Source organism: Streptomyces sp. NPDC054849 (genome assembly GCF_053610945.1).
In genome coordinates, this window is sequence record NZ_JBSGZI010000007.1 from 39,528 (window position 1) to 52,784 (window position 13,257).

15 protein-coding genes and 1 tRNA gene are annotated in these 13,257 nt (G+C 69.3%); 14 read left to right on the forward strand and 2 right to left on the reverse strand.

The genetic code is table 11. The features are described 5' to 3' along the window. Positions 1–84: 84 nt before the first annotated feature. From ACWGIF_RS05225 to ACWGIF_RS05245, 5 genes are all read left to right on the forward strand, one after another. Positions 85–654 carry a TetR/AcrR family transcriptional regulator gene (locus ACWGIF_RS05225; protein ID WP_453491322.1) on the forward strand — a complete coding sequence of 190 codons (570 nt, stop codon included), beginning with the start codon at positions 85–87 and terminating at the stop codon, positions 652–654. An 83-nt stretch (positions 655–737) separates the two neighbouring features. Beyond that, the gene (locus ACWGIF_RS05230) at positions 738–2,186 is read left to right on the forward strand and encodes an MFS transporter (protein WP_453491325.1); all 1,449 of its coding nucleotides are present in this window, start codon (positions 738–740) and stop codon (positions 2,184–2,186) included. 56 nt (positions 2,187–2,242) lie between these two features. Next, positions 2,243–2,641 carry a DUF3291 domain-containing protein gene (locus ACWGIF_RS05235; protein ID WP_453491328.1) on the forward strand — a complete coding sequence of 133 codons (399 nt, stop codon included), beginning with the start codon at positions 2,243–2,245 and terminating at the stop codon, positions 2,639–2,641. After that, positions 2,641–3,777, forward strand: coding sequence for a UDP-N-acetylmuramate dehydrogenase (locus ACWGIF_RS05240; RefSeq protein WP_453491464.1), 1,137 nt, complete (start codon positions 2,641–2,643; stop codon positions 3,775–3,777). Before ACWGIF_RS05235 ends, ACWGIF_RS05240 begins: the two co-directional genes overlap by 1 nt. A gap of 16 nt (positions 3,778–3,793) precedes the next feature. Continuing rightward, a complete protein-coding gene (locus ACWGIF_RS05245; RefSeq protein ID WP_453491331.1) occupies positions 3,794–4,210 on the forward strand; it encodes a hypothetical protein in 417 nt (138 codons plus the stop codon). Here the strand turns inward: ACWGIF_RS05245 and ACWGIF_RS05250 are convergent. Continuing rightward, complete coding sequence (locus ACWGIF_RS05250) at positions 4,200–5,219, reverse strand: adenosine deaminase (protein ID WP_453491334.1); 1,020 nt, start codon at positions 5,217–5,219, stop codon at positions 4,200–4,202. The two genes, ACWGIF_RS05245 and ACWGIF_RS05250, sit on opposite strands and share 11 nt — an antisense overlap. A 309-nt stretch (positions 5,220–5,528) precedes the next feature. Next, the gene (locus ACWGIF_RS05255) at positions 5,529–6,755 is read right to left on the reverse strand and encodes a pyridoxal phosphate-dependent aminotransferase (RefSeq protein ID WP_453491337.1); all 1,227 of its coding nucleotides are present in this window, start codon (positions 6,753–6,755) and stop codon (positions 5,529–5,531) included. 192 nt (positions 6,756–6,947) lie between these two features. Between ACWGIF_RS05255 and ACWGIF_RS05260 the strand changes: the two genes are divergently transcribed. The 9 genes from ACWGIF_RS05260 to rplL all read left to right on the forward strand — a co-directional run bounded on the left by ACWGIF_RS05260 (position 6,948) and on the right by rplL (position 13,154). Then, a tRNA-Trp gene (locus ACWGIF_RS05260) sits at positions 6,948–7,020 on the forward strand. Positions 7,021–7,126: 106 nt separating this feature from the next. Then, positions 7,127–7,408: a preprotein translocase subunit SecE gene (gene secE, locus ACWGIF_RS05265; protein ID WP_030825982.1), complete on the forward strand. Its 282-nt coding sequence runs from the start codon at positions 7,127–7,129 to the stop codon at positions 7,406–7,408. An 84-nt stretch (positions 7,409–7,492) separates the two neighbouring features. Next, positions 7,493–8,404 (forward strand): transcription termination/antitermination protein NusG, encoded by a 912-nt coding sequence (nusG, locus tag ACWGIF_RS05270; protein WP_453491340.1) that lies wholly within the window; start codon positions 7,493–7,495, stop codon positions 8,402–8,404. Between the two features lie 185 nt (positions 8,405–8,589). Then, on the forward strand, positions 8,590–9,024 hold the full coding sequence (gene rplK / locus ACWGIF_RS05275; protein WP_030710298.1) for a 50S ribosomal protein L11: 435 nt from the start codon (positions 8,590–8,592) through the stop codon (positions 9,022–9,024). Positions 9,025–9,113: 89 nt separating this feature from the next. Then, a complete protein-coding gene (gene rplA / locus ACWGIF_RS05280; protein WP_453491343.1) occupies positions 9,114–9,842 on the forward strand; it encodes a 50S ribosomal protein L1 in 729 nt (242 codons plus the stop codon). Positions 9,843–10,062: 220 nt separating this feature from the next. Continuing rightward, a complete protein-coding gene (locus tag ACWGIF_RS05285) occupies positions 10,063–10,926 on the forward strand; it encodes an LppX_LprAFG lipoprotein (protein ID WP_453491346.1) in 864 nt (287 codons plus the stop codon). Between the two features lie 49 nt (positions 10,927–10,975). Then, a complete protein-coding gene (locus ACWGIF_RS05290) occupies positions 10,976–11,878 on the forward strand; it encodes a hypothetical protein (protein ID WP_453491349.1) in 903 nt (300 codons plus the stop codon). Between the two features lie 251 nt (positions 11,879–12,129). Next, a complete protein-coding gene (gene rplJ / locus ACWGIF_RS05295) occupies positions 12,130–12,660 on the forward strand; it encodes a 50S ribosomal protein L10 (RefSeq protein WP_030710304.1) in 531 nt (176 codons plus the stop codon). Positions 12,661–12,770: 110 nt separating this feature from the next. Continuing rightward, on the forward strand, positions 12,771–13,154 hold the full coding sequence (gene rplL / locus ACWGIF_RS05300; protein ID WP_453355804.1) for a 50S ribosomal protein L7/L12: 384 nt from the start codon (positions 12,771–12,773) through the stop codon (positions 13,152–13,154). Positions 13,155–13,257: the final 103 nt, after the last annotated feature.

A 13,257-nucleotide genomic window follows, 5' to 3' on the forward strand; every position in this document is an offset into this window, starting at 1 on the left:
CCGGCGGTCGCCCTCCCCCCCGTTTCCGAGCTCCGCGCGCTCCCACCCCTTGCGAAGTTAGTGATTGAGTACTAACTTAGCCGCATGGTGAGGATGAGCGCAGATGAGCGGCGTGAGAGCGTCATTCGCGCGGCGATGCACGAGTTCGCCCGTGGCGGTTACTACGGGACCTCCACGGATGTGATCGCCAAGCGGGTGGGGGTTTCGCAGCCCTATCTCTTCCGGCTCTTCCCCAACAAGCAGGCGATCTTCCTGGCTGCCTCCGAGCGCTGCCTGAAGGACACGCGAGAGGTCTTCGCCGCGGCGTCCGAGGGGCTGCACGGCGAGGAGGCGCTGCAGGCCATGGCCGATGCGTACGCCCGGTTGATCGCGGAGGACCCGGACAAGCTCCAGATGCAGCTCCAGGTCTACGTGGCGGTGGCCGCGGCCGAAGCGGCCGGTGACCACGCCTTCGGCGAGGCCGTCCGCGCCGGCTGGATGGAGCTCTGGGACACCGCCCATCTGCCGCTGGGGGGCGACGAGAAGGACACCACGACCTTCATGGCGTACGGGATGCTGATCAACACCCTTGCCGCCATGGGGTTCCCGCCCGGCCACCGGGTCTGGGAGGGTCTCTACCCCTCGGCCCGGACCAAGGGCCACCTGGAGAAGTGAGGGCGTGCGCGATCTGCCCGCGCATGCTCATGGCCGCACAAGTTAGTCAGCAATAACTAACAAATCGCAGGGGGAATCGAATCGTGCACAGCCAAGACTCGGACACCAAGCTCCGCGGGCCCGCCGTCTGGGCCCTCGTCCTCACCGGCGTGGCCAGCTTCATGGCCGCACTCGACAACCTGGTGGTCACCACCGCCCTCCCCGCCATCCGCGAGGACCTCGGCGGCCGGCTGGAGGACCTGGAGTGGACGGTGAACGCGTACACGCTCACCTTCGCCGTCCTCCTCATGTTCGGCGCCGCCCTCGGCGACCGCTTCGGCCGCCGCCGGCTCTTCATCGCCGGCCTCACCGTCTTCACCGGCGCCTCCGCCGCGGCCGCGCTCTCGCCCGGCATCGACGCCCTGATCGCCGCCCGCGCCGTGCAGGGCGTCGGCGCAGCGGTCATGATGCCGCTCACCCTCACCCTGCTCACCGCCGCCGTCCCGGCCGCCCGCCGCGGCATGGCCCTCGGCATCTTCAGCGCCGTCGGCGGCGTCGCCGTCGCCAGTGGCCCCCTCATCGGCGGCAGCCTCACCGAGCACATCTCCTGGCAGTGGATCTTCTGGCTCAACGTGCCCATAGGCCTCGCCCTGATCCCGCTCGCCCGCCTGCGCCTCGCCGAGTCCACCGCCCCCGGGGCCCGCCTCGACATCCCCGGCACCCTGCTCATCAGCGGCGGCCTCTTCGGCATCGTCTACGCCCTGGTCAACGCCAACGCCGAGGGCTGGACCAGCGCACCCGTCCTCACCGGCCTGATCGTCGGCGCCGCGCTCGTCGGCGGCTTCATCCACCACGGCTTCACCCACGCCGATCCCATGCTCCCCATGCGGCTCTTCCGCGACCGCGGCTTCCTCGGGATCAACCTGGCCGGCCTGCTGATGTTCCTGGGCATGTTCGGCTCGATCTTCCTGCTCAGCCAGTTCCTCCAGGGCGTCGCCGGCCACTCGCCCACCGAGGCCGGACTGCGCATGCTCCCCTGGACCGGCATGCCGATGCTCGTCGCCCCCCTGGCCGGGATCCTCTCCGACCGCATCGGCGGCCGCCCCGTCGTCGTCGCCGGGCTGGCCCTCCAGGCCCTCGGACTCGGCTGGTTCGCGGCGATCCTGAGCACGGACGTCTCGTACACGGCCCAGCTCCCGCCGCTGATCCTCAGCGGGATCGGCATGGCCCTCTACTTCGCCCCCGCCGCCAACGTCCTGATGTCCACCGTCGCCCCGGCCGACCAGGGCAAGGCCTCCGGCGCCAACAACGCCCTGCGCGAGGTCGGCGGAGCCCTCGGCGTCGCGATCCTGGCCTCGGTCTTCTCCGCCCAGGGCGGCTTCGAGTCCCCGCAGGCCTTCACCGACGGCACCGTCCCCGCGCTGTGGATCGGAGCCGCCGCCGTCGCCCTGGCCGCCGCAATGGCCCTGCTGTTGCCGCGCAGGCCCAGGACCTCCGCGGCCCCCGCGGACCGGACCGTCACCCGCACCGAGAAGGTCCCGGCCGTCGGCTGACCCCGTTCCCCGCGCACGGACCCGTACGCCCGCCTCACAGCCAAGGAGTGCCCGTCATGCCCGACATCCCCTGGTCCACGCCCACCGCACCGGCCCCCGACGCTGAGGTCTACGTCATGGCCTCCCGCTTCGAGACCGAGACCCTCGCCGGCGCCTTCAGGTTCTTCCTCAAGGCCCCCGGCATCATCGGACAGATCCGCAAGGCCCCCGGCGCCCACGGCGTCGCCCTGCGGGCACGCGTCCTCAGTCGCACCTTCCTCACCCTCTCCGCGTGGGAGGACCGGGACGCGCTCTACCGCTTCGCCCGCAGCGAGCCCCACCGTTCCAGCTCCCGCGCCGCCAGCGGGTACATGAGGGAATCGGCCTTCACCTTCTGGACGGTACGGGCCGCCGAGCTGCCCCTCGGCTGGGCCGAGGCCGAGCGCCGCCTCGCCGAGCAGAAGACGGACTACTGATTCCCCCGGCACGGGGGACGAACGAGGACGGTCCGTGGCCCCGCAGGGATGCGAGGGGCACGGACCGTACTCTTGTCCACGTGCAGGAACTCCACGACGCCCCCCTCGCCCCGCTGACCACCTTCCGCCTCGGTGGCCCCGCCGCCCGCCTGGTCACCGCGACCACCGACGCCGAGGTGGTCGCCGCCGTGCGCGCCGCGGACGAGAGCGGCACACCGCTCCTGATCATCGGCGGCGGGAGCAATCTGGTCATCGGCGACCACGGCTTCGACGGCACCGCCGTGCGCATCGCGACCACCGGCTTCGTCCTGAACGGCACCACCCTGGAGCTCGCGGCCGGCGAGAACTGGAGCGACGCCGTCGCACGCACCGTCGAGGCCGGACTCGCGGGCATCGAGTGCCTCGCCGGAATCCCCGGCTCGGCCGGCGCCACGCCCATCCAGAACGTGGGGGCGTACGGCCAGGAGGTCTGCGACACCATCACCGAGGTCGTCGCCTACGACCGCACCACCGGCGAGACGGTCACCCTCAACGCCGCCGAGTGCGCCTTCCGGTACCGCAACAGCACCTTCAAGGACCAGCCCGACCGCTACGTCGTGCTGCGCGTGCGCTTCGCCCTGGAGGACGCCGGCGGGCTCTCCGCGCCGATCAAGTACCCCGAGACCGCCCGCGCCCTCGGCGTCGAGGCCGGCGACCGGGTGCCCGCCGCCACCGCCCGCGAGACGGTGCTGCGCCTGCGCGCCGGCAAGGGCATGGTCCTCGACCCGGCCGACCACGACACCTGGTCCGCCGGCTCCTTCTTCCACAACCCGATCCTGACCGACGAGGCCTACGCCGCCTTCCTCGCCCGCGTCCAGGACCGCCTCGGCCCCGACACCGCCCCGCCCGCGTACCCCGCCGGCGACGGCCGTACGAAGACCAGCGCGGCCTGGCTGATCGACAAGGCAGGATTCACGAAGGGCTACGGCGCCGGCCCCGCGCGCATCTCCACCAAGCACACCCTCGCGCTGACCAATCGCGGCGAGGCCACCACCGAGGACCTCCTCGCCCTGGCCCGCGAGGTCGTCGCGGGCGTCCACGCGGCCTTCGGCGTCACCCTCGTCAACGAGCCGGTGACGGTCGGCGTCAGCATCTGAGGAGTCCCGGCCGCCCATGCTCTGTCCCCTGCACGGGGCCGGTACGGACCCCACCCGCCTCGTGGGTCGCACACTCAGCAGAGTCGTCGCGTCCTGGCACATCAGCGAGGGGGAACGCTCCGAGGCGCCCCTCGACGTCTGGCTGATCGACAGCGTCGGCGACTCCATCCGGATCACCACGGGGTCCGACCAGTGCCTCATCGTCGAGTCGTCGGCGCCGCACGAGCCGTACGACATGGGGGAGTGGGGCCGCATCGAGGTCGGCGAGGACCTCGGCGACCACCCCTTTCTGCGGCACCTCGGCGAGACCGTCTTCTCGGTCGCCGAGTTCGCGCTGCCCGAGCAGGGCCGCACCCACCTGGAGATCGGCTTCCCGGACGGCGGCCGGGTACGTGCCGACTGCTACGAGGGGGATCTGCGGCTCACCCGGTGAGCCAGTGGTCGATCCCGCCCAGCAGCTTGGCCTGTACGTCCTCCGGCGCAGCCGAACCGCGCACCGACTGGCGGGCCAGCTCGGCGAGCTCCGCGTCCGTGAAGCCGTGGTGGCGGCGGGCGATCTCGTACTGCGCCGCCAGCCGGGAGCCGAACAGCAGCGGGTCGTCCGCGCCGAGCGCCATCGGCACCCCGGCCTCGAAGAGGGTGCGCAGGGGCACGTCCTCGGGCCGCTCGTACACCCCGAGGGCGACGTTGGAGGCCGGGCAGACCTCACAGGTGATCTGCCGGTCGGCGAGCCGCTTGAGCAGTCGCGGGTCCTCCGCGGCCCGCACGCCGTGCCCGATGCGGGCCGCGTGCAGATCGTCGAGGCAGTCGCGGACCGAGGCCGGGCCGGTGAGCTCGCCGCCGTGCGGGGCCGCCAGGAGGCCGCCCTCGCGGGCGATGGCGAAGGCCCGGTCGAAATCGCGGGCCATGCCGCGGCGCTCGTCGTTCGAGAGGCCGAAGCCGACGACGCCGCGGTCGGCGTACCGGACGGCCAGACGGGCCAGGGTGCGGGCGTCGAGGGGGTGCTTCATGCGGTTGGCGGCGATGAGGACCCGCATGCCGAGGCCGGTCTCGCGGGACGCCGCGTCGACGGCGTCGAGGATGATCTCGACGGCCGGGATCATCCCGCCGAGGAGCGGGGCGTAGGAGGTGGGATCCACCTGGATCTCGAGCCAGCCGCTGCCGTCGCGTACGTCCTCCTCCGCGGCCTCGCGGACCAGGCGGCGGATGTCGTCGGGCTCGCGCAGGCAGGAGCGGGCGGCGTCGTAGAGGCGCTGGAAACGGAACCAGCCGCGCTCGTCGGTGGCCCGCAGCTTGGGGGGCTCGCCCGCGGTGAGGGCGTCGGGGAGGCGCACGCCGTACTTGTCGGCGAGTTCCAGGAGGGTCGAGGGGCGCATCGACCCGGTGAAGTGCAGGTGGAGGTGGGCTTTCGGCAGAAGCGTGAGATCGCGTGCGTGCTCCATTCGCTGATCCTGCCGTACCGCTGCGCTGGACGGGAGGGGGTTTTACCTTTTGGGGGCTTGCCCGAACGGGCGAGCGAGGTCGGGGGCGGGGCAGGGGCCGCTGCGCGGGGCCTCCCGGGCGCTGCGCGCATCCGCACCTCACACACCGGCGGGCTGGAGGGGGCGGCGGCGCTCGGCGGTGCGGCGACGCTCGGCGGTGCGACGGTGCTCGGCGGGGCGAGAGTGCTCGGCAGGCCACGGGGCCGGATACGCCTGAGCGGCGGGTCCCCTTCGGGGAGCCGCCGCTCAGGTGTGGCTGTGCGGGGGGTGTCAGGCCTTGGCCTCCGCCAGGAGCTTCTGGACGCGGGAGACGCCCTCCACCAGGTCCTCGTCGCCCAGGGCGTAGGACAGGCGCAGGTAGCCGGGGGTGCCGAAGGCCTCGCCCGGGACGACCGCGACCTCGGCCTCGTCCAGGATCAGGGCGGCCAGCTCGACGGAGGTCTGCGGGCGCTTGCCGCGGATCTCCTTGCCGAGGATCTCCTTGACCGACGGGTACGCGTAGAACGCGCCCTCGGGGGTCGGGCAGAAGACGCCGTCGATCTCGTTGAGCATCCTGACCATCGTCTGGCGCCGGCGGTCGAAGGCCTTGCGCATCTCCGCGACCGCGTCCAGGTTGCCCGAGACGGCGGCCAGCGCGGCGACCTGGGCCACGTTGGAGACGTTGGAGGTGGCGTGGGACTGCAGGTTGGTCGCCGCCTTGACGACGTCCTGCGGGGCGATGACCCAGCCCACGCGCCAGCCGGTCATCGCGTACGTCTTGGCGACCCCGTTGACGACGATGCACTTGTCACGCAGGGCCGGGACCAGGACCGGCAGCGAGGTGAACGTCGCGTCGCCGTAGACCAGGTGCTCGTAGATCTCGTCCGTCAGGACCCACAGTCCGTGCTCGGCGGCCCACTCGCCGATCGCGCGGGCGTCGGCCTCGCTGTAGACCGAGCCGGTCGGGTTGGACGGGGAGACGAACAGGACGACCTTGGTGCGCTCGGTGCGCGCGGCCTCCAGCTGCTCGACGGAGACCCGGTAGCCGGTGGTCTCGTCGGCGACGACGTCGACCGGGACACCGCCTGCGAGACGGATGGACTCCGGGTAGGTGGTCCAGTACGGAGCCGGGACGATGACCTCGTCACCCGGGTCCAGGATGGCCGCGAAGGCTTCGTAGATCGCCTGCTTGCCGCCGTTGGTCACCAGGACCTGGGAGGCGTCCACCTCGTAGCCGGAGTCGCGCAGCGTCTTGGCGGCGATCGCGGCCTTCAGCTCGGGCAGGCCGCCCGCCGGCGTGTAGCGGTGGTACTTGGGGTTGCGGCAGGCCTCGACCGCGGCCTCGACGATGTAGTCCGGGGTCGGGAAGTCGGGCTCGCCGGCGCCGAAGCCGATCACCGGGCGCCCGGCGGCCTTGAGGGCCTTGGCCTTGGCGTCGACTGCGAGGGTCGCGGACTCGGAAATGGCGCCGATACGGGCGGACACCCGGCGCTCGGAGGAAGGCGTTGCAGAGGTCATGCGAGCAATCGTCCCAGACGGCCCAGAAGCGCCGCACACCGTTTCAGTCAACGGACTGCTGCATGTCAGGTCGGGTGCTGTTCGACGACAGGGCGTGGTTCACGTACACTCACCTGTCGTTGGACCTCGCCAGCCGCTCAAAGCGTGAGCACTCCGTGCACTCGCCCGGATGCGGTAGGTTGGGGGACGCAAAGGGTCGTAGCTCAATTGGTAGAGCACTGGTCTCCAAAACCAGCGGTTGGGGGTTCGAGTCCCTCCGGCCCTGCTCCACACTCCTTCTCGGATGTGTGTGCGCAGGTACGTACTTAGATGCAACGCCGTGCGGCGCAACCGGGCGCGGTACGGCCACGACCCGGATTCAGGTGAGAGACGTGACGGACGCCCTGGGCTCCATCGACATGCCTGACGCCGAGGACGAGACGCGCGAGAAGAAGGCCCGCAAGGGCGGCAAGCGCGGCAAGAAGGGTCCTCTGGGCCGGCTCGCGCTTTTCTACCGCCAGATTGTCGCGGAACTCCGCAAGGTTGTTTGGCCCACTCGCAACCAGCTCACGACGTACACCACCGTGGTGATTGTCTTCGTGGTCATCATGATCGGTCTGGTGACCGTGATTGACTATGGGTTCCAGGAAGCCATCAAGTTCGTCTTCGGCTGATCCCCGCGGAGGGCGGCGCCTTGATGGGTGCCGCCCGTTTTCGCATGTTCCACCACCTTTTGTATCCAGGAAGAAGCAGCCACCGTGTCTGACCCGAACCTGAACGTGAGCCACGACTCCGTCGAGTCCGTCGAGGACGAGCTCGACATCGTCGAGGCGGCAGACGCTGTGGACCCCGATGAGGCCGAGCACGCCGACGCCAAGGCGGGTGTCGCAGCCGAGGAGGCCGCGCTGCACGTCGAGGACGAGAGCGCCGCCGACGCCGAGATCGAGGACGACGCCGAGGTCGAAGAGGCCGACGACGACGCCGAGGCCGACGTCACCGCCGAGACCGGCGAGGAGGCCGAAGAGGCCGCCGAGGCCGAGCCCGCCGAGCCCGTCGACCCGATCCAGGCCCTCCGCGAGGAGCTGCGCCTCCTTCCCGGCGAGTGGTACGTGATCCACACCTACGCCGGCTACGAGAAGCGCGTGAAGGCCAACCTGGAGCAGCGCGCCGTCTCGCTGAACGTCGAGGAGTTCATCTACCAGGCCGAGGTGCCCGAGGAAGAGATCGTCCAGATCAAGAACGGCGAGCGCAAGAACGTCCGGCAGAACAAGCTGCCCGGTTACGTTCTCGTCCGCATGGATCTGACGAACGAGTCCTGGGGCGTCGTCCGCAACACGCCTGGCGTCACCGGCTTCGTCGGCAACGCGTACGACCCGTACCCGCTGACCCTGGACGAGATCGTCAAGATGCTCGCCCCGGAGGCGCAGGAGAAGGCCGCCAAGGCCGCCGCGGAAGAGGCCGGTCTGCCCGCGCCCGCCGTCAAGCGGACGATCGAGGTGCTGGACTTCGAGGTCGGCGACTCGGTCACCGTCACCGACGGTCCGTTCGCCACGCTCCAGGCGACCATCAACGAGATCAACCCCGACTCGAAGAAGGTCAAGGGCCTCGTCGAGATCTTCGGCCGCGAGACCCCGGTCGAGCTCAGCTTCGACCAGATCCAGAAGAACTGATCCACCTTCGCGTGCATCACGGCTTCTGAGCCACAGCTTCCGGACAGGTCAGATCGCCCCGTAAAGGGGGGTCTGACCTGCTCGGTTTTCAGCCCCGCACCGATACCCGTTATCGTGGTGCGGTATGCCTCCATCCGGATGACCGGTTGGCGGCGAAAAACTCTCACTAGGACCCGGAGAGAGCAATGCCTCCCAAGAAGAAGAAGATCACGGGGCTCATCAAGCTCCAGATCAAGGCCGGTGCGGCCAACCCGGCTCCGCCGGTCGGCCCCGCGCTCGGTCAGCACGGCGTCAACATCATGGAGTTCTGCAAGGCCTACAACGCCGCGACCGAGTCGCAGCGTGGCATGGTCGTGCCGGTGGAGATCACGGTCTACGACGACCGTTCCTTCACCTTCATCACCAAGACTCCGCCGGCCGCGCGCCTCATCCTGAAGCACGCGGGCGTGGAGAAGGGCTCCGGCGAGCCGCACAAGACCAAGGTTGCCAAGCTCACGGCCGCCCAGGTCAAGGAGATCGCCGAGCTGAAGATGCCCGACCTGAACGCCAACGACATCGACGCCGCCGTGAAGATCATCTCCGGCACCGCGCGCTCGATGGGCATCACCGTCGAAGGCTGATCCAGCCACCCTCCAGCACCACCAGTGGTAGGGCCAAGCGCTGGTCCGCACCACGACTCCACGCCTGAAGAAACAACACAGGAGCAGAAGTGAAGCGCAGCAAGACTCTCCGCGCTGCGGACGCCAAGGTCGACCGGGACAAGCTGTACGCCCCGCTCGAGGCCGTCCGTCTCGCCAAGGAGACCTCCGCGACCAAGTTCGACAGCACCGTCGAGGTCGCCTTCCGCCTGGGTGTAGACCCGCGCAAGGCCGACCAGATGGTGCGTGGCACCGTGAACCTCCCGCACGGCACCGGCAAGACCGCCCGGGTCCTGGTCTTCGCGACCGGTGACCGTGCTGCGGCCGCGGAAGCCGCCGGCGCCGACATTGTCGGCGACGACGAGCTGATCAACGAGATCGCCAAGGGCAACCGCCTGAACGAGTTCGACGCCGTTGTGGCCACCCCGGACCTCATGGGCAAGGTCGGCCGCCTCGGCCGCGTGCTCGGTCCCCGTGGCCTCATGCCGAACCCGAAGACCGGCACCGTCACGATGGACGTCGCGAAGGCTGTCACCGAGATCAAGGGTGGCAAGATCGAGTTCCGCGTCGACAAGCACTCGAACCTGCACTTCATCATCGGCAAGGTCTCCTTCTCCGATGAGCAGCTGGTCGAGAACTACGGCGCGGCCCTGGACGAGATCCTCCGTCTGAAGCCGTCCGCCGCGAAGGGCCGCTACATCAAGAAGGCCGCCCTGAGCACCACCATGGGCCCCGGCATCCAGCTGGACTCCAACCGCACCCGGAACCTCCTCGTCGAGGAAGACCCGGCTGCTGTCTGAGCCTGACGGCTCGCTGAGTGGCTGAACGGGCCCTCTGCCCCCTTTCCGGGGCGGGGGGCCCGTTTTCTTGTGTGAGCGCTGCCTTCTTGTGCGCGCTGCGCGAATTCTCAAGTGCTGTGCGAACCCTGTGCGATTAGTGTCAGAGGCTCGACGTAGGGTGATTGTCGGCAAAAGTCGCCGAGCCGGTCTGACCGACCGGCACAACGGGGTGGGGAAACGCATGAACACGTACCGCAAGAAGACCACCGGCGCGCTCCTGGCCGCCGTCCTGCTCGTGGGGGGCGCCACGGCGTGCGAGGACGGCAAAGACGCGAAGAAGGACAACGGGGCCCCCTCGGCCCCGTCCAAGGCGGCGGAGAAGCCGGCGGAGGTCGCGCCGGCCGCGTACCTGCAGAAGACGAAGAAGAAGTCGGAGGAGATCACCTCCCTGCGCTACACCATGGTCGGCGAGGCCGCGGGGCAGAAGGTCACCGGCGAGGTCTCCATGCGGCTCAAGCCCACCGTGGGCATGACGATGACGATGGACTCTCCCGAGAAGCCGGGCGAGAAGGTCGGCATCCGCCTGATCGACGGTGCCATGTACATGGGCTCCGGGGACAAGTGGCTGAAGTTCGACCTCAAGACCCTGGCTCCTGAGCAGGCCAAGCAGCTGGACTCGCTCGGCTCGGCCCAGCAGGGCCAGAACCCGGGCGACTCGGCCGACAGCCTGAGCGCCGCCAAGGACCTCAAGAAGGTCGGCGAGGAGACCATCGACGGCCAGAAGACGACGCACCTCACCGGCACCGTCACGCTCGACGAGATGCGGGCCGCCAGCGCCTCCGCCGCGCCCGAGACCAAGGAGCGCCAGGAGAAGAACATCAAGGCGCTGGAGGACGAGGGCATCAAGAGCCTGGTCATGGACATCTGGATCGACGAGGCCGACCAGGCCAAGCAGGTCCGCACCCGGGGTACCGGCACCTCCGGCCCGATGGACATCACCATCAAGTTCCTGGACTTCAACAAGCCGGTCGAGATCACCGCGCCGCCGGCCGACCAGGTCATGGACCTGGCCGAGATGATGAAGGACTCCGAGGGCACCGCCTGATCGGCGCCGCACCACCGCAGTACAGAAACAGGCACATGGGGGAGAACAAATGAACACGGCTGTCCTGACGCGGTTGTGCGTCGGCGCGGCGGGGGCCGCACTGCTCATGGGCGGCCTCACGGCCTGCGGGGGCGGCAAGGCCGGCACGGGGGATGAGGGGAAGCCGGACGGGGGCAAGGCCGCGCAGGCCGAGCAGACGCCCGCGGACGCGGTGAAGGCCTCGTACCTGAAGACCGTGCCGGCCAAGTTCGCCACGATGGACATGACCATCACCGGCAGCTCCGGCAAGCCGGAGCGGATCACGGGGACGAAGGGCTGGTACCCGGCGACCACGGCCATCCGGGACCAGGGCGAGGGCAAGGGCGATCAGATCCTGATCGGCGACGACATCTACACCCACAGCGACAAGCCCGTGCAGGGCAAGTCCTGGATGAAGATGAACCTGAACAAGGACGGCAAGCCCCGGTACCGGCTCAACGACGACCCGGCCGAGTACCTCGCGCTGCTCCTGGGCCAGGACAAGCTCACGCTCGTCGGCGCGGAGCAGCCCGACGGGGTCGAGGCCCGGCACTTCAAGGGCAGCTTCACCAACGCGGACCTCCTCAAGGCTGACGAGGCCACCAAGGTGATGGAGGCGGCGAACCGCCAGTACCTCCGCGAGGCGGTGAAGGACGTCACCCGCCTGGAAGTGGACCTGTGGATCGGCAAGGACGGCCATCCCGTCCGCGTCGACACGGTACGGACGATCGGCACCGGCACCACGACGGTCTCGGCGAAGTTCTCCGGTTACGGGACGGCCCAGCCGGTCGTCGCGCCGCCCGCGGACCAGGTGGCCGACTTCGACGCGGTCATGAAGGGCATCGAGGAGAGCCGCAAGGAGACCGAGCGGACGCTGGAGGAGGCCGACCAGACGCTGAAGGACGCCGGACTGGGAGGTTTGAAGCGGTCCTGAGGGCGATTTGCCTTGGGTCGACCGCTTCACGTACGCTTCACCAGAAGCCAAAGACCGCTGGTCGTTGCCGTGCTCGCAAGGGTGCGGCGGCCGAAGGATCCGCTGAGTGCGGACGTCCTGCGCAGGTGTTCGTGGAGAAGCTCCCGGAGTGATTCGGTCGAGCTTACGCCCCGTGCGCTTGCGCCGGGGCGTTTCGTTTTGTTCAGCCCCTTCTGAGCGGTCCTCATCACCCGGAAGGAGGCCGACGCTCTATGGCAAGGCCCGACAAGGCTGCCGCGGTAGCCGAGCTCACGGACCAGTTCCAGAGCTCGAACGCCGCCGTGCTGACCGAGTACCGGGGTCTCACCGTTGCGCAGCTCAAGACGCTGCGTCGTTCGCTCGGTGAGAACGCCCAGTACGCCGTGGTGAAGAACACGCTGACCAAGATTGCGGCCAACCAGGCCGGGATCACCGCGCTGGACGAGCACTTCGCTGGTCCGACCGCGGTCGCCTTCATCACCGGTGACCCGGTGGAGTCGGCGAAGAGCCTGCGTGACTTCGCCAAGGACAACCCGAATCTCATCATCAAGGCGGGTGTCCTTGATGGTAAGGCGCTCACCGCCGATGAGATCAAGAAGCTTGCGGACCTCGAGTCCCGCGAGGTTCTGCTCAGCAAGCTGGCCGGCGCGTTCAAGGGCAAGCAGTCTCAGGCTGCCTCGCTCTTCCAGGCGCTGCCGTCGAAGTTCGTCCGCACCGCGGAAGCGCTTCGCGTCAAGCTCGCCGAGCAGGGCGGTGCCGAGTAATTCGGCTCGCGCACTGATCCACGCCGCCTAGTGCGTGGGTCGTAGCGGGCCGTTACGCCCGCCTCTATATACATCCGGCACCTGCCGAATTAGTGGAAGGATCGCCCATCATGGCGAAGCTCTCTCAGGACGACCTCCTCGCCCAGTTCGAGGAGATGACCCTCATCGAGCTCTCTGAGTTCGTGAAGGCCTTCGAGGAGAAGTTCGACGTCACCGCCGCCGCGGCCGTCGCCGTTGCCGGCCCCGCGGGCCCGGGTGCCCCGGCCGAGGCCGCCGAGGAGCAGGACGAGTTCGACGTCATCCTCACCGGTGCCGGCGACAAGAAGATCCAGGTCATCAAGGTCGTGCGCGAGCTGACCTCCCTGGGCCTCAAGGAGGCCAAGGACCTCGTGGACGGCGCCCCGAAGCCCGTCCTCGAGAAGGTCGCCAAGGAGGCCGCTGACAAGGCCGCCGAGTCCCTCAAGGCTGCCGGCGCGGCTGTCGAGGTCAAGTAACACCTCTGGGGCCTTCCTGAGGCCTCAACCAAGGGCGATCACCCGTAAGGGTGGTCGCCCTTTGGCGTACCCGCAGTGCCTGACTTGCCCTGGTCTCGTTGGG

Coding starts and splice junctions, on each gene's coding strand:
- ACWGIF_RS05225 (WP_453491322.1), top strand. CDS start 85: ATGGTGAGGATGAGCGCAGATGAGCGGCGTGAGAGCGTCATTCGCGCG.
- ACWGIF_RS05235 (WP_453491328.1), top strand. CDS start 2,243: ATGCCCGACATCCCCTGGTCCACGCCCACCGCACCGGCCCCCGACGCT.
- ACWGIF_RS05245 (WP_453491331.1), top strand. CDS start 3,794: ATGCTCTGTCCCCTGCACGGGGCCGGTACGGACCCCACCCGCCTCGTG.
- ACWGIF_RS05250 (WP_453491334.1), bottom strand. CDS start 5,219: ATGGAGCACGCACGCGATCTCACGCTTCTGCCGAAAGCCCACCTCCAC.
- ACWGIF_RS05255 (WP_453491337.1), bottom strand. CDS start 6,755: ATGACCTCTGCAACGCCTTCCTCCGAGCGCCGGGTGTCCGCCCGTATC.
- rplK (WP_030710298.1), top strand. CDS start 8,590: ATGCCTCCCAAGAAGAAGAAGATCACGGGGCTCATCAAGCTCCAGATC.
- ACWGIF_RS05285 (WP_453491346.1), top strand. CDS start 10,063: ATGAACACGTACCGCAAGAAGACCACCGGCGCGCTCCTGGCCGCCGTC.
- ACWGIF_RS05290 (WP_453491349.1), top strand. CDS start 10,976: ATGAACACGGCTGTCCTGACGCGGTTGTGCGTCGGCGCGGCGGGGGCC.
- rplJ (WP_030710304.1), top strand. CDS start 12,130: ATGGCAAGGCCCGACAAGGCTGCCGCGGTAGCCGAGCTCACGGACCAG.
- rplL (WP_453355804.1), top strand. CDS start 12,771: ATGGCGAAGCTCTCTCAGGACGACCTCCTCGCCCAGTTCGAGGAGATG.